The 17,266-nt window shown below is 42.1% G+C and carries 15 protein-coding genes; 8 read left to right on the top strand and 7 right to left on the bottom strand.

Annotation, left to right across the window (positions count from 1 at the left end; translation table 11 throughout):
* Positions 1-18 precede the first annotated feature (18 nt).
* The 3 genes from AC2D3N_RS21915 to glnA all read right to left on the bottom strand — a co-directional run bounded on the left by AC2D3N_RS21915 (position 19) and on the right by glnA (position 6,124).
* Positions 19-2,259, bottom strand: a complete 2,241-nt coding sequence (locus AC2D3N_RS21915; RefSeq protein WP_484692141.1) for an FdhF/YdeP family oxidoreductase — start codon at positions 2,257-2,259, stop codon at positions 19-21.
* A 225-nt stretch (positions 2,260-2,484) separates the two neighbouring features.
* On the bottom strand, positions 2,485-4,425 hold the full coding sequence (locus AC2D3N_RS21910; RefSeq protein ID WP_484692140.1) for an alpha-amylase family glycosyl hydrolase: 1,941 nt from the start codon (positions 4,423-4,425) through the stop codon (positions 2,485-2,487).
* Between the two features lie 277 nt (positions 4,426-4,702).
* Positions 4,703-6,124 (bottom strand): type I glutamate--ammonia ligase, encoded by a 1,422-nt coding sequence (gene glnA / locus AC2D3N_RS21905; RefSeq protein WP_026795415.1) that lies wholly within the window; start codon positions 6,122-6,124, stop codon positions 4,703-4,705.
* 177 nt (positions 6,125-6,301) lie between these two features.
* Between glnA and apcB the strand changes: the two genes are divergently transcribed.
* On the top strand, positions 6,302-6,811 hold the full coding sequence (gene apcB, locus AC2D3N_RS21900) for an allophycocyanin subunit beta (RefSeq protein WP_079678107.1): 510 nt from the start codon (positions 6,302-6,304) through the stop codon (positions 6,809-6,811).
* Positions 6,812-6,994: 183 nt separating this feature from the next.
* Here the strand turns inward: apcB and AC2D3N_RS21895 are convergent, their stop codons facing one another.
* Positions 6,995-7,195 carry a hypothetical protein gene (locus AC2D3N_RS21895; RefSeq protein WP_144017697.1) on the bottom strand — a complete coding sequence of 67 codons (201 nt, stop codon included), beginning with the start codon at positions 7,193-7,195 and terminating at the stop codon, positions 6,995-6,997.
* Positions 7,196-7,428: 233 nt separating this feature from the next.
* Between AC2D3N_RS21895 and AC2D3N_RS21890 the strand changes: the two genes are divergently transcribed.
* Both AC2D3N_RS21890 and AC2D3N_RS21885 read left to right on the top strand, forming a co-directional pair.
* Complete coding sequence (locus tag AC2D3N_RS21890; RefSeq protein ID WP_079678185.1) at positions 7,429-8,262, top strand: TlyA family RNA methyltransferase; 834 nt, start codon at positions 7,429-7,431, stop codon at positions 8,260-8,262.
* Between the two features lie 17 nt (positions 8,263-8,279).
* Positions 8,280-8,969 (top strand): hypothetical protein, encoded by a 690-nt coding sequence (locus AC2D3N_RS21885; protein WP_484692139.1) that lies wholly within the window; start codon positions 8,280-8,282, stop codon positions 8,967-8,969.
* 179 nt (positions 8,970-9,148) lie between these two features.
* On the opposite strand, the gene AC2D3N_RS21880 is transcribed toward AC2D3N_RS21885, so the two are convergent.
* A complete protein-coding gene (locus AC2D3N_RS21880) occupies positions 9,149-9,562 on the bottom strand; it encodes a peptide chain release factor 1 (protein WP_144017698.1) in 414 nt (137 codons plus the stop codon).
* Between the two features lie 154 nt (positions 9,563-9,716).
* On the opposite strand from AC2D3N_RS21880, the gene AC2D3N_RS21875 reads away from it, so the two are divergent.
* Positions 9,717-9,923 carry a hypothetical protein gene (locus AC2D3N_RS21875; protein ID WP_079678111.1) on the top strand — a complete coding sequence of 69 codons (207 nt, stop codon included), beginning with the start codon at positions 9,717-9,719 and terminating at the stop codon, positions 9,921-9,923.
* Between the two features lie 93 nt (positions 9,924-10,016).
* Here the strand turns inward: AC2D3N_RS21875 and AC2D3N_RS21870 are convergent, their stop codons facing one another.
* Complete coding sequence (locus tag AC2D3N_RS21870; RefSeq protein WP_079678112.1) at positions 10,017-10,817, bottom strand: class I SAM-dependent methyltransferase; 801 nt, start codon at positions 10,815-10,817, stop codon at positions 10,017-10,019.
* A gap of 660 nt (positions 10,818-11,477) precedes the next feature.
* Between AC2D3N_RS21870 and AC2D3N_RS21865 the strand changes: the two genes are divergently transcribed.
* The 3 genes from AC2D3N_RS21865 (at position 11,478) to AC2D3N_RS21855 (ending at position 14,649) form a co-directional block, all read left to right on the top strand.
* A complete protein-coding gene (locus tag AC2D3N_RS21865; protein ID WP_484692138.1) occupies positions 11,478-12,824 on the top strand; it encodes a bile acid:sodium symporter family protein in 1,347 nt (448 codons plus the stop codon).
* A 115-nt stretch (positions 12,825-12,939) separates the two neighbouring features.
* Positions 12,940-13,881, top strand: coding sequence for a spermine/spermidine synthase domain-containing protein (locus tag AC2D3N_RS21860; RefSeq protein ID WP_484692137.1), 942 nt, complete (start codon positions 12,940-12,942; stop codon positions 13,879-13,881).
* 171 nt (positions 13,882-14,052) lie between these two features.
* Positions 14,053-14,649, top strand: coding sequence for a M23 family metallopeptidase (locus tag AC2D3N_RS21855; RefSeq protein ID WP_484692136.1), 597 nt, complete (start codon positions 14,053-14,055; stop codon positions 14,647-14,649).
* A 290-nt stretch (positions 14,650-14,939) separates the two neighbouring features.
* Here the strand turns inward: AC2D3N_RS21855 and AC2D3N_RS21850 are convergent, their stop codons facing one another.
* A complete protein-coding gene (locus AC2D3N_RS21850) occupies positions 14,940-15,317 on the bottom strand; it encodes a hypothetical protein (RefSeq protein ID WP_484692135.1) in 378 nt (125 codons plus the stop codon).
* Between the two features lie 387 nt (positions 15,318-15,704).
* Between AC2D3N_RS21850 and AC2D3N_RS21845 the strand changes: the two genes are divergently transcribed.
* Complete coding sequence (locus AC2D3N_RS21845; protein WP_484692134.1) at positions 15,705-17,174, top strand: CIA30 family protein; 1,470 nt, start codon at positions 15,705-15,707, stop codon at positions 17,172-17,174.
* Positions 17,175-17,266 lie beyond the last annotated feature (92 nt).

The raw sequence follows: 17,266 nt of genomic DNA, 5'->3' as shown, positions 1-17,266 counted from the left end.
TTCCCAGAATCATGATATTTAATAAATAAAAATAGGGACTCTTTTATAAGCTGGGGTTTCCGCTACTGGATCAATTTGTGCCTTGAATAAAATATTGGCTTCAGGATAAAACATAAATGCGCTACCGGATAAAATATTACCTGCAATGATTTCAATAGGGTCTAATTCCCCCGCATCTCCTCGAACTTTGACCCATTGATGGGGTTGAAAACCTGCTTTTTTTATGTCTTTAATATTCATTAAAATACACTGACGGTGGGGCATTCCTCGATATTTGTCCGCCGAATTATAAACAATAGTATTATGTTGTCCGTAACCTCGACCCGTGCTTAAAATTAATACTAAACCTGGAGTATCTTCTTTCACTCCAAAATATTCTTTATGGGGAATTGTTAATTTTGGTAATGGGGTAATAGTCATTTGAGCTTTACCATTAGCTGTAGCAAAATGAGGTTTAGTAAAAATACGCCCCTCAATGGTAAATTCCGTTTGAGATTGGTCAATTTCAGCGATTTTAGTGTAACCGGGAATAGTTTTAGAAATTAACTCTCGAATATATTGGGTATCTTGTAACCGTTTCCAGTCGATAGGATTTTCTCCGAGTAGGCGATAAGCAATTTCTGTGATTAATTCAACTTCTGAAATTAAATCAGCTTCGGGGGCATTAAGATGGGTTGTACCGGGTTCATTTAAGCGGACAAAATTGTTACCTGATTCAGTCGTTGTGCGGTGAGGATTTTCAAATCGATTAAATACAGGAAGAATAATAGTATTTTCCTGAGCTAAACCGTGAAAATGACCTAAATTGGGTTTTGTGGCGACATAAAATATCGTTTCAATGTTAGATAAAGCCTGTTTTGCTTCGGTTAAATCGGGATTAGCGGCATATAAATTTCCCCCTAAACAAAACAAGGTATCAATTTTTTTCTCCAATGCAGCAGTAATTAAACCTCGGGCAGAATAACCTTTTGTTTCGGTCAGGGGTTGACCTAAAAGTTGTTTTAAAGCCTGTTTTATGGGTTCACTTAATCTAATTGTAACTCCCATGGAGCCAAAACCCTGAACATTAGAATGTCCGCGAATCGGCATTGTCCCCGCGCCTAATTTTCCGGCATTCCCCGTAATTAAAGCGGTATTTGCTATACTTTTAACGTTATCAACTCCGTTGGTATGGTGAGTAATTCCCATCGCCCAAGCAAAGACAACTTTACTTGATTTTCCAATTGTATAGGCGACTTCTTCGATTTCTTCTTGGGATAAACCACAAGTATCAGTAATCGTTTTCCAAGTCGTATTTTTAGCCTGTTGAATTACCTCTTGCCAACCATCGGTATGATGGTTTAAATATTCAAAATTAATCAAATTTTGTTCGAGCAAAGATTTTTGAATCCCCACAAATACCGCCACATCACTACCAGGAATCGGTTGTAAATAAAGGGTAGAAATATCCGAGCCGCCTTTGAGTAAGGATTTAATCGGAAAGGCGGGAGATGCAAATTTAACTAATCCGACTTCGATTTGAGGATTAATAATAATAATTTTACCATTTTTATTCCGAATTTTAATTAATTCATTCATTAATCGGGGATGGTTAGCGGGGGCATTTGATCCCACTAAAACCACACAATCGGACTCCTTAAGACTTTCAAGGCTAACCATGGATGTGCCACTACCAAAAACCTCTTTTAAACCTACCGTAGAAGGGGCGTGACATAAATCGGAACAATCGGCTAAGTTATTACTCCCTAATGCCCTGAGCATCAATTGAAGGAGAAAAGCTGCTTCATTTGAGGATCGCCCTGAGCTATAACTGGCGACTCTTTCTGGGCTTTTTTTAAAGGCTTTTTCGGCTATTTTATAAACTTCTTCCCAACTAATTCGTTCATAATAAGAAGTGTTTTTTCTTAAAATAACTGGATAGCTTAACCGACCCAAATTATCGCATTGTTGAGAGTCTAATTGTTGTAATTCTTGAATAGTAAATTTTTGAAAAAAATCCGCTTTAATACCTGCTTGTAACTCGGCGGCGATCGCTTCCACACTTTTCGCACAACGTTGTAAATATTCCCCATCTTCATTAATAAAACCGCCCTTTTGCCCGCCCGTACCCCAGGCACAGGATAAACAACTACTTTGATGATTCAACTTTTCCCAGATTTTCAACCCTTGAGGCGAGATACTTTTTTCCATCCAATATTGCAGTACGGGCAAACCGCCACCCGTAGATGGAGAATTGTGGGAGTCAGTTGGTTGAGTCATCGGTTAGAAACCCATGTTTGTGAATATGGTTATTGTGAAGACACAAGATGTTAATGCAGCATTGAATATATAAGTAAGTAAACAAAATTAATTACACACGCTCGTTGCCCTAAAGCCATTGAAACAAATAGAGAGCAATAAATCAGATGTGCAAATAATTTTGTGTGGGTACTTATAGGTTAAATCTTGGTTGGCGTGATCGCACCACTCCAACTTAACTTTACTTTAGGGATAATTTGTCAGAATCAAAAATTCGGATGCTGGAATTGGTTGGATTTCGACATAAGCAATCCCATCTTGTCCCTGCACTGACACCTTTGAACCCACCGGATGAGGACTCGCATAACCCGGATTTCCTACGACCGCCGTATTTAGAATCACCGTCATCTCACTTCCGAGCGGGTTGAGATTAGCATCTACTACGACTCTCGCGCCTCGATGATCTGTTCCATTACTGTTTAGTACGCAAACCGCTTCTTCATCATCTAAAATCCTTGACCAGCCAATAATTTCTCCACTCCGTCCGTGATCGCCAAAGGGCAAGTTCAAGAGAGGAATCGCGCTCGGTCGCAAATACTGCCGTCCTAACCGCAGCACAGGGAACTTTTTGCGCAGTGCCGCCATTGCAGCAATCCTAAGATATACAGGGTGGTGCGGATCGAAACAATGAGCACCCGCTGTCCCAAACGGCCCAAAGCCAGGTAAGTTTAGATCGAGATCTTTTAGTCCCGCCACTCCAGATTGCCGTGGATGCTCTGGGCCAAACATTGCTTCCCGCAAATAGCGATCGGATTTCTTCCAGTCAGGCAACCACTGCCGTTCAGAGGGTTCTGGCCCCGCCAAGGCCTGCTCAGTTCCTGCGTAAATGCAAGGAATCCCCAAGGTAAACAGTTGCAAGGCGACCCCCGCAATCACCTGATGCTCCGATACTGCTTCACTGGAAAAGCGGATTTTTTCACCAAAGACATGATCGTGATCGTCCAAAACCGAAACATGACGTCGCCCGATATTCCGGTGTGCCCCCATCACGGCATTCCCTGGATCAAATCCGTTAAAGAAAACTCTTGGATCAATCAGCCCTTTAGCAACCTGGTTAAGATTTACCCGCATCTCGCCGATATCGAGGGCAGCGTTGAGATTCTGCCCCACCACATCCAGATAACGGTCTTCGTTGTAGTCTCCGCCTGCTACTTCTGCTACCAAAAAGAAGTCACTCTTACCCAGATTGGCTGCAAATTCCTTAATCGCCCCGCAGAAATTGCGAGCTTGCTCGTAGGTTATATGCTTAAGCGTATCAATCCGAAAGCCATCGCAGTCTGTTAGCGCAATCCAGTATTTATAACACCGGGCTAAGTTATCTAAGAGATGGGGATAGTCTAACTGGAAATCCCGCAGGGTAATGAAGTCCGAACGTCGGAATTCGGCATTAGGATCATCCAGATCCCCCCGCCCTAAATCACCCGTGCCAGCACGAGTATAGCAATCTGGTTCCTGAAGTTCGAGCGGCCAGACTCCTTCGGGAGCCGTTTTAGGTAGCCCCGCAATGGGTTGTCCCTGCTCACCCAGCCACGAGCCAAACTGATACCAACCAGTTGTATAGGGGGGTTTTAATTCCCCCCCAGGAGTACCAGGGGCATAGATCCAGTTAGAGCCTGAATGGTTAAAAATGATATCAAGGATAATGCGTAGCCCCTTTGAATGGGCTTTATTGACCAGACTGACCAGATCCTGGCGAGTCCCAAAGCGAGGATCAACCTCCAGAAAATCTTGAATCCCGTAACCGTGATAGCTATTCAAGTGACTCCGTTGCTGAAAGATTGGCCCTACCCAGATCGTGGTCACGCCTAGTTGGTTCAGATAATCCAGCTTTGACTCTAATCCTTGGAGCGTCCCTCCCTGCCAGCGATATTCTCCCGACTCTGCCCATTTGTCAAATTGCCAAGACTGACCATTGGGCAGATTCGGTCGGGCTTGATTCAGTTGCTGCCGATTAAGTAGAGGGCGTTTGTTCTCTTGACCATCACTAAAGCGATCGGGTAAGAGAAAGTAAAGTACCTCATTTCTCCAATCCGCAGAGGAGGGAAAGTAACTCTCACGTCGGGGTAAAGAAAAGTCTTTTAGACTATCTGGGCGATTGTTATTGAGATTCTGATCGGCAAATGTCATAGAAATTAACTCAAGATTAATGAACAATATTGCCCGGTAAATTTTTTTCCAGGTGCATTGATAGATTTAGTGAGTGTGATTATTGGCAGGATTTTTGCCACCGTCTTACTACAAATTATCCTCATTAATATGTGGTGGCAGAAATGCTCTGAATTTGATTAACTAACAGATAATTAATGATTTTATCAAGTGTATTCAATTATTCCTAATCCCACGCCAACCCATTGGGTCAGCGTGGGGCTTTTCGTTAATTCCGCTCCCACGGATTTAACAAAAATTAACAGTCGTAGTAGAGGGCAAACTCGTAGGGAGTGGGACGTAACCGGGTGGGGTTAACTTCGTTATCGAGTTTGTAGGAAATCCAGTTAGCAATAAAGTCTTCCGTGAACACACCGGGTTCAGTTAAGAAGGCGTGATCCTGTTCCAAAGCTTCCAAGGCTAATTCCAAAGAACCTGGGGTGGAAGGAATCTTGCGCAGTTCTTCAGGACTGAGATCGTAGATATCCACATCCAAGGGTTCACCCGGATCGATTTGGTTTTTAATCCCATCAATCCCCGCACAGAGCATGGCTGCAAAGGCCATATAGGGGTTAGCGGTGGCATCAGGACACCGGAACTCTAAGCGTTTGGCTTTGGGGTTATTTCCCGACAGAGGAATCCGTACAGAAGCCGAACGGTTTCCTTGAGAGTAGGCCAAGTTCACCGGAGCTTCATACCCAGGAACTAAGCGTTTATAGGAGTTGGTGCTGGGGTTGGTCAAGGCCAACAATGCCGGGGCGTGTTTGAGAATCCCGCCGATGTACCACAGCCCCATGTCGCTGAAGCCCGCGTATTTATCGCCGGCAAACAGGGGTTTACCATCTTTCCAAATAGATTGGTGGACGTGCATCCCAGAGCCGTTATCAGCGAAAACGGGTTTAGGCATGAAAGTGACAGTGCGGCCGTATTTTTTAGCGACGTTTTTGATCACATATTTGTAGATCATCAAGTTATCGGCGGATTCAACCAGCGTCCCGAATTTTAAACCGAGTTCGCACTGTCCACCCGTGGCCACTTCATGGTGATGTTTTTCAATGGGAACCCCACATTTTGCCATGGTTAATAGCATTTCGGTACGGATATCTTGGAACGTATCCGTGGGAGCTACGGGGAAATAGCCTTCTTTGTAGCCTGGTTTGTAGCCTAAGTTACCACCGGGTTCTTCCCGTCCCGAATTCCAACGACCTTCAACGGAATCGACATAGTAATAGCCGCAATGTTGGGTTTGGTCGAAGCGAACATCATCAAAAATGAAGAATTCCGCTTCCGGGCCAAAAAATGCCGTATCCCCCATTCCGGTCGAAACTAAATAATCAATGGCTTTTTGGGCAATCACCCGGGGACATCGACTGTAGGGTTCTCCGGTACGGGGTTCTTGAATACTACAAATGATGCTCAGAGTCGGTTCTGCCATGAAGGGATCGATCCAAGCTGTTTTTGGATCTAACACCATGGACATATCAGATTCGTTGATGGCCTTCCAACCGCGAATACTGGAACCATCAAACGGTACGCCGTCTGTAAAGGAGGATTCATCGATTTGGCTGTTATGTACCGTTAGATGCTGCCAGGTTCCTAGCATATCCACGAATTTCAGGTCAATCATTTGAATCTTTTGGTCTTCGATTAACGATAAGACCTCTTGGGCTGTCTCTGGCATGGATGAATATCTCCTCAAAAATCTTCTTGATTATCTCTGACAGGTTTGGCAGTTTGACTGACAAAGCATCTGGCTGATCATAGTAAGTCAGATTGATTAAGTTTTGTATTGAGTGTTACAATACAACACGTCGCGACTTCAGAATAATTGAAAGATATTATAAGGGAGATAGACTTCATGCAAGATGCCGTTACCAGCTTAATAAAAAATTACGACAGAACGGGTCGCTATTTGGATCGGGATGCCATCGATCAACTCAAGTCCTATTTTGCGACTGGGACAGCCCGAGTTCAAGCAGCCGGAGTGATCAACAGCAATGCTGCTGATTTGGTTAAGCAAGCTGCTTCGTCTTTGTTCAACGAGGTTCCCGAGTTGATTCGTCCTGGGGGAAATGCCTACACTACCCGTCGCTATGCAGCCTGCTTACGCGATATGGGCTACTACCTGCGTTATGCGACCTATGCTCTGGTGGCCGGGAATACGGATGTTTTGGATGAACGGGTACTTCAAGGTTTACGGGAAACTTATAATTCTTTGAGCGTTCCCGTTGGCCCTACTGTTTTCGGGATCGGGATTCTGAAAACTTTGGTCACCCAACAGGTTGCTGCTGCCGGGTTGCCCACGGGAGATTATTTAGAACAACCTTTTGATCATTTAATTCGGGAATTGGGTGAACAGGATATTTAATTCTGGACTCGATTTTTTTGGGAAAACACCCCTTGGGTTCATCGGGGTTGCGCTCAGTTAAGTTGATCAATAATAGGGCGATCGCTAACAACTAGGAAGCATCGCCTTAATTTGCTTTAATTCAGGGTTTTGGGTTAAAAATTTAGCATATAACTCCCTAGGGTCTGGTATTTTAAATAGCCCTTAAAATTCTTCAAATCGACCCCAAACTACGCAGGTTTCCAGATTGTATTTCGTCGGGTTCTTCTCAATATTTTGGGTGGTAGTCATTTCTACTTTGCCGTTGGGATGGATAATATGAATAAATTCTCCACTTAAAACGGCTAGGGGGGAAACGGATCTATTTTCTGGTTCAGGAAGCGGAAAGGGATTGAGGGTGTTCATAATTTGCTCCTGTTGAATTTGACACAATCTTAACATTAATTAACTCATAAAATTAATTTTAAATTAGTGATATTTCTAATAGGAAATATAGATTAATCTCAAGAAATAAAGTGATGAGGATCACAGCGTAAAATCAGTTATCAGTCATCAGTCATCAGTTTATTGCCCATTCCCTACCTCCCCTGCTCCCCCTGCCTCCCCTGCTCCCCTGCTCCCCCTGCTCCCCATTTCCCGTGAAACAACGACTTGATACCTTATTAGTAGACCTTAATTTATGTGAGTCCCGCCAACAGGCTCAAGGGTTAATCCGGGCGGGATCGGTTTTAGTGAATCAACAAATGATTGATAAACCTGGAACGGAAGTTAATGTAGAAGCCCAGATTCAGGTGAAACAGCGATCGCGTTTTGTCTCCAGAGGTGGGGAAAAACTCGCTAAAGCCCTGGAGGAATTTAAAATTGAGGTGAGCGATCGCGTCTGTCTGGATGGGGGAATTTCCACTGGCGGTTTCACCGATTGTTTATTAAAAGCCGGGGCGACAAAAGTTTATGGTGTGGATGTCGGTTATGGACAAGTAGACTGGGGAATTAGAAATGATCCCCGGGTGGTTTTGAAAGAACGGACAAACCTGCGCTATTTAACTCCCGATCAATTGTATGGAGAATTAGATACACCGGAAAATTATCCTGATTTTGCCGTTGTGGATGTATCATTTATTTCTTTAACCAAAATTTTGCCCCCGTTGTGGCAATTGTTAAAGCCGAATCGGGAAGTGGTACTGTTAGTCAAACCTCAATTTGAGGTGGGTAGAGAACGGGTGGGTAAAAAGGGAGTTGTCCGAGATTCTAAGGATCACGCCCGTGCTATCTTTCAGGTGGGTTCTGTTGCGATATCCTTGGGATGGCAATATCGAGGTTTAACTTGGTCGCCTCTCCAGGGCCCGGCCGGAAATATTGAATATTTGTTGTGGCTACATACGGTCGGTCAACCCCTTCCTTCTGAGTTGGCGATCGCCCAAATTACTCAACTCGCCCAACAAACCCTAACCCAATCCCCCAGTCACCCTTAACTTTTTCAGTCTCTGTAATGAATTTATCCAAACTACTAAAGCGCATTACGATTTATGTCATCAGCGCTTTCATGTTTGTTTTTTGTGTGATTGTCCTCGCGGTTGTGGCGATCGCCATTAAGGTTTTAGTCTTGAAACTTGCCCATAGATTTGTTTACCCCATTTTTATATTTGGCGATTTACTCAGGGGTTTAGAAATTATTGATTTACTTAATATTTTGGTGTTTGCGATTTTAGGGATGGGATTAGGAGTCGCAACGGGTTTGTTACCCACTCAAGATGCTCGAAAAATTAGTCAAGTTTTTCTGATTATTTTAATTCCAATTATTTTAGCGGTTCCTCAAGTCGTTAAATACAATCTTTGGGTCGAGGATATTGCTCAAGATGATGATCTTTCCTTTCCGCAAGCGCAAACTGTAGCTGATTCTTTTCTTCAACGCAGAATTAATCAGGATGGGGTTTTCGGGTTTTATTTATATACTGGACAGTTTCCCATGGTTCCGACCCGACAACTGCAAATGCAGGAATTAGAACGTTTGGAACAGCAAATTAACTCTAAATTTGTGCGGGTAAGTGGGATTCCTCCAACTTTAATTACGATTATTATGGGGGTTTGTTTTTGGGGAATTCGGATGTTTTATTTTTCGGTTGCTGTGATTACGGCGATCGCCCATTATCGAGAAGGATTAAAGATTGTTGCCAAATAGTCAAATTTTAGAGGGTTGCTATATTGATTAAAAAGTCAAGCGTATGTTCATGTTAGCCGTAAGAACATCATCTCCTAAATCGAGATTTTTGTCAAGTAGTCAGGGGAACTAATTTAGCGAAAATTTGGGATGAAGTGGGATCTTGAAGCAGAAAATGGGGAGTTATGGGTTGAGAAAAGTCAACGCCAATAGGGTCTACCTTTCCAAAATAGACCGATTAAAATTCCCATGGTGGTAATTTGAGAGGTACTGAGTAAAATCACAGGGGGAAAGATGGATTTATAGAGGAATAAAACGACTAATAAACAAAGGAATAATGCCCATAAACAAGCAACGTTAAGAATAACTTTAGAGGGCTGAACTTCTATTAAATAAATTGATAAGGCTCCCACTCCCACCCCTACTCCAAATATAATCAACATCCCCAGGGGAGGAGTCAATAAAAGCAGCATCATTTGTTTGAATGCTGGAGAGTGAGTGATTCCCCAGAGGGTAAAAACTTCTGCGATCGCAACTATTAAATAAGTCAAGGCGACATTTTGTAACAAAGACGACCAGGGTAAATTTTTTAGCCGTTGGATAAAATTATTCATAGATTTTTTACTAAAATTCACCAGTCTTAACGGGTCTACCCAGTTGAACTTAATTTTATCGATTTTTTGATTCAACTCACGTTAAAATTTTTGATGTTGAGAACCCCGAACCCATTCCAAGTCCAAAACTGATAACGCAACAGAGGAGAAACCGATGATAGAAACATCAATTAACTGTGCAGAAGCCTGTATAAATGGCTGTGTTTTGGGGGATAAATGCCCCAATCGGGAATATATCCCAGAAACGGAGAACTTTATCAATAATACATCCTTAGACCAAATGTTAGAAATGGCGGAGGAAGCGATGCGGAAGAAAAGAATGCAGCCCCCCACTTGGGTTTTACCGGATTTTCCTGAGTAAATCTATGTCGGGTTGGGGGAATTAAGACCCACTAATTAACGATGGGAAAAGGGATAAAACTAATTATAAGATGCCCTTTTCCCTTTGAATCTATTAGTTAATTTTATTGGCTACAATCCGAATCCGTTTATAGTCAGCAATCCAAGTCCCATTCTTAAATAATTTGGGACGTAGGCGACTTTCGATATCGTTCATAATATTTAGTTGTTCTGAGGCTGGAATCCCTTTAAAAAATTCTCCAGCAAACATTCTCAACCAGTTATTTAAGCCTTTGTCTCCATCTGTTAATGGAGTGGGACGATCCACCAAGGTTGCCAGCTTTAACTCAAATCCTTGGGTTTCTAAAAGCATTCCATATTCGCTAATACTGGGAAAATACCAGGGATTCAGGGTTTTATTTTTGGGGTATCCCGCAGCATCTAAAGCCTGATCCATTGCTGTAATAATTGTATCAATATTGCCTTTCCCGCCAAATTCTGCCACAAAACGTCCCCCGGGTTTTAAGGCTCGACAAACTCCAGAAATGACCTTTTCCGGTTGCTTAATCCAATGTAAAACCGCATTGGAAAACACCGCATCAAACTGTTCTTTCCAGACTAAGTTGGCTCCATCAATCACCAAAAAATTCAGACCAGGATAGGTTTGATTGGCTTTTTTAACCATGGTTGAGGCTTTATCAATGCCGATAACTTCAGCCCCTGTGTTTGTGATTTTGTAACTCAAGTGACCTGTACCACAACCGAGATCAAGAATGTGTTCCCCTACACGGGGATCAAGCAATTCCAAGAGATCCACAGCTAAATTGGAGACAAAGCTATGGTGACTATCGTATAATTTTGCATCCCAATAAGGCACAGGAGCCATGGGAGCATAGTTTACGGTCTTAGTATTCATGGTGGCAGTAAGGCAGAATTTACTTGTCGTTTCTTATTATGCAACATTCTGTTCATGATTAACTAAAAGTCAAGGAAAATTTAGACTGATTTCAAGAGGCAGGTTTTGTGTTAAAGCCCAAAAGTTGATTCCATCGAGAAAAGCCGATCTTGACTCCTTGCGATTGGGAAACAGGAATCTCTTTATACCATCTGGTGAAGCGTTATTTCATCTAGTTGAAGATAGAGATTTACTCAACCCCTTATTTTATTTTTATCAAACTATTTAAAATTCTGAGAAAATGGTCATTACCGAAAGTATAGTTGCTTTGGGGTTAATCGGAATTGACAAAACAAACTAAATATGGTATCGATGTCCCATGGCACAAAATTGGGTCAAACAAATCTATCCTAAATACATTTTAACTTCACATTGGGAAACAATATTAGGCCCAAAGAATGATGCAATTTTAGTTGGGGTGATTACGCAAGGCTATAATCTAAGAAAATCAGGGTTTTTATCATTTATTATGCCAATAAGTTGTATCAGCAGCTACTTTTTCGCCTTAGTATCCAGGACAGTTAATTTATGTTTCCCTTAAAATCCGATCTAATTTACAAAAGAATTTCTAGCCGAGCTTTTTTGATTAGTGTTCTGGCAGTTTTCACAGTGATTCTGACCGTGACACTGCACTCTGCATCCTTTGCTATGAATAATCCTGATTCAGCAATGAATCAAACAGTCCATGCTCAGGAGTTAATAGCCCAGGTGTCAACCTCGGATCAACCTTCCCCGAGCGCCCCTTCTGACATCCCAACCGCCGATACAGCTTTGTTGTTTCAAAATGACCGTTATGCGGTGAGAGTGTTTCGACAAGGAAACAAGGCTTATGTCAATATCTATGACAAAGAAAACAAAACTCTAACCCTTAAAAAAATCCCAGTTTCAATTACTCCGGCTAAAAATCCCAAAAAAGATCCGATTAAATACGTTGCTACGATCGATAACCAAAAATATATCGTCATTATTAATCCGTTAGGTGCTTCAGAGTTAACCATTTTGAAGGGGGAAACGGTAGTCTACCGCCAGGAGAGTAATCAGGTTGAGGTTGCCCAAAAAGTTCCGGGCATTTCTGACCAAACTGAACCAGTTAACCCAACCCTGGCTCTAGTCAGAACAATATTCATCAATTATGCCAAACTAACCATCTTTGCTCTGATGTTTGCGATGGCAATTCGCTGGCGGTTTGAGGATGTGATCTGGTTGGGTCAACAACCGTCTCTCCTGCTGCGATCGCTAGTCTCAGTATTCATTGCCGTGCCCTTATTAGGGGCATTAACCATGCTGATTCCGGGGTTGACCGTGGCACAACACATTGGGATTTGGGCGATGATCACCTGTCCCGGCGCGCCGATGATTCCGTTTAAAAGCCTACAAGCCGGGGGAAATGCCAAATTTGTCGCCAGTTTACAGTTTATGGTGTGCATTCTAGCAATTATTAGCATTCCCTTAACGGTTATGATTCTAGCTCAGTTCTCTCCCAATGAACCCTGGTTGTCGCCCCAAGAAATTGCCAAACAAATCTTTTTTGCTCAGGTGTTGCCCATGGGAATTGGTGTTTTACTGGCTGAATACGCGCCCAAATTTGCAGAGGATCTGGTGGAACCCGCGACCAAAATTGCCAAATTCATGCTTTTGCTGGTGGTGATTATTTTGCTCGCCGTCAGCCTAGAAAAAGTTCTTAATGCCGGATTTACGGCTTACTTGGCGATGGCTTTTCTCTCGATTACTTCCCTGGCCTGTGGTCATTTCTTGGGCGGATCTGAACCTGACACTCAAACCGTTCTAGCATACTCAACGGCCACTCGCAATGCTGGTTTAGCGGTTCTACTGGTCAGCTTAAATTTCCCCAATCTGGATTATGTTAAAGGTGGGATTATTAATACGCTGATTACCTATGCCTTAATGGCAGCCTTTGTATCTATTCCTTATACAATCTGGCGGAAACGAACAATGGTTAAAAATTAGAGCGGTATTAGTTAGTAAAAGATTAAGGTTAAGTTAAGCGACTTTAACATTTTGTAGCAGATCCAGAATGTTCTACCCTAGAACATTGGATCTGTATTTTTGAGGAAAAGTAATTATGTCAGGTAGCGAATTAAAAGCTGATTTTTGGGTGAGCGAGTATATCACACCTTGGGATATTTATGTTCATGGAATTACCAAGGTATTAGCCTATAAAAAAACTCCCTATCAAGATATGTATGTGGTGGAAACCGGGGCCTATGGAAAAGCCTTAGTTCTTGATGGGAAATGGCAATCTTGTACCGGAGATGAATTTCTCTACCACGAACCCTTAGTCCATGTCGCCTCGGTCTATCATGGGTCTCCTAAAAAAGTTGCGGTTTTAGGTGGGGGAGAGGGGGCGACCATTCGGGAGGTTTTGCGCTGGAAAACCATTGAATCTGTGGCAATGATTGACTTAGATGGGGATGTGGTCGATGCCTGTAAAGAATATCTCCCAGAAATGCACGAAAATGCCTTTGATGACCCCCGCACCCAACTGATTATCGGGGATGCCATCGACTTTTTAGATCAGACTCAGGAAAAATGGGATATTGTGATTTCTGATTTATCCGATCCGATTGAAGATGGGCCATCCTTTAAACTGTTCACTAAAGAATATTTTGAAAAAATTCGTCAAATTTTAACCCCCGAGGGCTACGGGGTAATTCAAGCTGGCCCGGTTTCCCCGAATGAGATGAAACTGCACGTTCGTCTGGTGAATACCCTGAAAACGGTTTTTCCCCATGTTCACTCCTATACCAGTTATATTTCCACCTACGGAAGTCCCTGGAGTTTTATTATCGTTTCTGCTCAACCGATTAATACCCGTCCTGAACCGGAAAATGTGGATAAAGTGTTACAAGAGCAAACCACCGGAGGGCTACGGATGTTTGACGGGACAACCATGTTAGGAATGTTACAAGTTCCGAAACATTTGCGGGATGCGATCGCGGCTGAAACCGAAATTTATACCTTAGCTGAACCGCCGAAATTCTTTGGCAAAGGGGCTAACGCTTAATAAATAGTTATCTATTTGAACACTTTCCCATTATTTTAAGGTGGGAGAGTGTTAACAATTAACCAAAATCTAGTAGAATACATCCCGATACCCGCGTTCTGTGTACCGAAAAATTAATTATAAAAAATCCCACTAACAACCCCTTTTTAGTGATTGAGGAGTCAAACATTAATGGCAAAATCTAAATTATTTCGTCCGGGCAATATTATTTTACTAGCAGGATTAATCGGTCTGGGTTTTGGGGGACTGGGATGGAAACAACAGTTCGCCAAAGCTCAAAATGCTGAAGTCGCAACAGGTTTAAACTGGTCGGGGGCTTCTTTCCCCGTTGAAGGCTTTCAAGAATACACCTCCCCCTTCGGATATCGAGGGTCAGGTTTTCACTATGGTTTAGATTTAGCAGCCCCCCAAGGCAGTTATATTCGCAGTTGGTGGCAGGGGACGGTGACAGAGGTTTGGCAAGATGACCGTTGCGGGACTGGCATTGCGATTCAGTCTGGTCAATGGGAACATATTTATTGTCATATTCAAGGTAGCGTGGAAAAAAACGCTCAAGGGACTTATTTTATTGACCGACAAGGGGGGATTCAACTCTGGGAAGGTCAACAAGTTCCTTCTGGGACGAGAATTGCTAGGGTGGGAATGACGGGACGGACAACGGGCCCTCACCTACACTGGGGATTAAAGCATAATGGCAACTGGGTTGATCCCGGTCGGGTATTACGCTCGATGTACAATCAGCAAGTTCAACAGGCGAATCGGGGTTAATTCTTGACTCGTACCGCCTCAAGTTAAATTTCTGTCAAAAAAATGAGTAACCCTTGATACAATAGTTAACGTGAGATTTGAAAATTTCTACCCGCAGGCTGATGTAGAACGCGGCGTTTATGTGTCTTCAAATCGAAACAACAACGGTATCCATAAATTGAGACCAGCAATTGAGATTTTGCGCTGGTCTTTTTTGTTGGGTAATCGGGATCACGGATTTAAGAGGATTTCACGGATTTCACGGATTTTAATCTTTGTTAATATGCGTAGTTTCAGAAGATTTCATCGCTTTAGTTAAAGGCTGGATTCTGGAATTTGCTCATTATTTTTTGAGTTAATGAAACTATTTTTTCGATAAAATATTTTAAATGTTTAGGAGATTTAATCGCCCAAATATTAATGACTAAACAGGTTGTTCCTAGGGATAATAGAATATAGGTGGGAATCATCACCACACCAATCATAAACCAACTGAAAACGTGCAGCACCATCAATCCCGAATATAAACTAGCAAACCCAGAAATAAGGAGGATTTGAGAAGATGGACGATTTAGACCGATAAAAATTAAGGTTTGTAGGGTAGCTAATAAATTAAACGGGATTAAAAACGCACAAATTCCTAAACAATTATTTCGAGAAAACTCAGCAAGTAGGGTTAAATCTATCATGATCAAAACTCTGGTTTTTGAAAATAGCTAGAGATGCAATATTTTTTATAGTTTGGACTTTTCTATTATAGCCTTTTTAATGGCTATCGTTTCTTGGTTGTCCAAAAATTAGTAAACATCATCAAAAAACTACCGACCACAATCACTAAAGCGAGTCCGACGGGGATCGCCGTTTCCAAATCAATATTTTCCATTGTTTTTGTTTCTATGCAATCAAGAGATACCTTAACACAGATATTTCTACTTGGGGAAGGGAAAGGCCATAATTTTGAGGACTGACGATTTCACAGACCTTGAGCAACTTTGGCTTTCTTCTGTTACCATTAAATTTGTTACATATCTTAATCTATAGGAATAGTCATTTAACAAAATTATTGGGAGAAGGCAATGGTAGAGCAACAAAAAGGACAATGGGATGGGGGACGGTTTCTCAAAACCCTGGCTTATTTTGGGGTTGTTCCTTTTATTGGTAATATTAACTGGATACAAAATTTATTGGGAATAGGGAAAAAACAACCCAAACCGAAACCGAATATTATATTAGTAGTTGGGGCGACCGGAGGGGTGGGAAAACGGGTAGTAAAACGGTTGCAACAACGGGGAATCACGGTGCGTTGTTTGGTGAGAGATATTAAAAGAGCTAGAACCCTATTAGGGAATACGGTAGAATTAATTGAAGCAGATTTAACCATTCCTGAAACCTTAACTCCGGCTATTTTTCAAGATGTTACCACGATTATTTGTTGTAATGGAACTAAAGTTCAACCCGTGGAGGGAGATACTCCCAACCGAGAAAAATATTATCAAGGAATTAAGTTTTATTTGCCGGAAGTGGTTGATGTGCCGGAGTTAGTCGAATATCAAGGCATCCAAAATCTGATTTATGCTGCATCTGGAACCCTCAAGAAAGCGGGAGATAAAATTATATTTGATTTTACCAAACCCACGGAGGAGATCAAGGAAATTTGGGGAGCCTTAGATGATATTGTCATGGGGGGAATTAGTGAAAGTTCGTTAAAATTAATCCCCGATGGCGGATTATTTACCGGATATGTTTCAACGGCTAACTCAGGGGGTTTTGTTTCGGTGAGAACTCGCAATTTTGAACCCCCTTTAAATTTATCAGACTATCAGGGAATTGAGTTACGAGTCAAAGGCGATGGAAAACGATATAAATTTATTATTCGCTGTAATGACGGTTGGGATAGTGTGGGCTATTGTTATTCCTTTGATACGGTTTATAATATTCCGATTACCATTAGAATTCCGTTTACAGAATTAATTCCGGTATTTCGAGCTAAAACGATAAATGACGGAAAACCTTTTGATTCTAGTCAGGTATTTTCTCTCCAGTTAATGTTGAGTAAGTTTGAATATGATGGAGCTTTAAACCCGAAATTTCAACCGGGATTATTTCAATTAGAAATTGAGTCAATTAAAGCCTATGGGGGAACAGTATTCCCTCGATTTGTTCAGGTAAGTTCGGCGGGGGTAACTCGTCCCGGGAAACCCGGATTAAATTTAGCAGAAGAACCCCCTGCGGTACGTTTAAATGAACAATTGGGAGGGATTTTAACTTGGAAGTTAAAAGGAGAAGATGTGATTCGTTCTAGCGGTATTCCCTATACGATTATTCGTCCCTGTGCGTTAACGGAAGCCCCCGGAGGTTCGGCTTTAAAATTTGCCCAAGGTGATACAATTAAAGGGCAAGTGAGTCGAGATGATATTGCCGAATTATGTATTCAAGTATTAACTCAACCGTCAGCTTGTAATACGACCTTTGAAGTTAAAACAGAACCGGATAGTCAATTTTCAGGAAATTGGGATGAGTTATTTTCTGAGTTAAAATCCGATTAACATAATTCGTTGTTGCGCTTCAGCGCAATCTTGAGGGCTAAAGCCCAACAACGTTAAAATCCGATTAACATAATTCGTTGTTGCGCTTCAGC

Source organism: Planktothrix sp. PLAVEN19ND (genome assembly GCF_057220675.1).
The sequence above is the reverse complement of the archived record's forward strand: the minus strand, read 5'-3'. Positions and strand labels throughout refer to the sequence as shown.

Bases quoted from the DNA above. Each gene is read 5' to 3' on its own strand.
- AC2D3N_RS21885 (WP_484692139.1), top strand. From the start codon at position 8,280: ATGAATTTATCCAAACTACTAAAGCGCATTACGATTTATGTCATCAGC.
- AC2D3N_RS21845 (WP_484692134.1), top strand. From the start codon at position 15,705: ATGGTAGAGCAACAAAAAGGACAATGGGATGGGGGACGGTTTCTCAAA.
- AC2D3N_RS21880 (WP_144017698.1), bottom strand. From the start codon at position 9,562: ATGAATAATTTTATCCAACGGCTAAAAAATTTACCCTGGTCGTCTTTG.
- apcB (WP_079678107.1), top strand. From the start codon at position 6,302: ATGCAAGATGCCGTTACCAGCTTAATAAAAAATTACGACAGAACGGGT.
- glnA (WP_026795415.1), bottom strand. From the start codon at position 6,124: ATGCCAGAGACAGCCCAAGAGGTCTTATCGTTAATCGAAGACCAAAAG.
- AC2D3N_RS21855 (WP_484692136.1), top strand. From the start codon at position 14,053: ATGGCAAAATCTAAATTATTTCGTCCGGGCAATATTATTTTACTAGCA.
- AC2D3N_RS21915 (WP_484692141.1), bottom strand. From the start codon at position 2,259: ATGACTCAACCAACTGACTCCCACAATTCTCCATCTACGGGTGGCGGT.
- AC2D3N_RS21870 (WP_079678112.1), bottom strand. From the start codon at position 10,817: ATGAATACTAAGACCGTAAACTATGCTCCCATGGCTCCTGTGCCTTAT.
- AC2D3N_RS21875 (WP_079678111.1), top strand. From the start codon at position 9,717: ATGATAGAAACATCAATTAACTGTGCAGAAGCCTGTATAAATGGCTGT.
- AC2D3N_RS21860 (WP_484692137.1), top strand. From the start codon at position 12,940: ATGTCAGGTAGCGAATTAAAAGCTGATTTTTGGGTGAGCGAGTATATC.
- AC2D3N_RS21850 (WP_484692135.1), bottom strand. From the start codon at position 15,317: ATGATAGATTTAACCCTACTTGCTGAGTTTTCTCGAAATAATTGTTTA.
- AC2D3N_RS21895 (WP_144017697.1), bottom strand. From the start codon at position 7,195: ATGAACACCCTCAATCCCTTTCCGCTTCCTGAACCAGAAAATAGATCC.
- AC2D3N_RS21910 (WP_484692140.1), bottom strand. From the start codon at position 4,425: ATGACATTTGCCGATCAGAATCTCAATAACAATCGCCCAGATAGTCTA.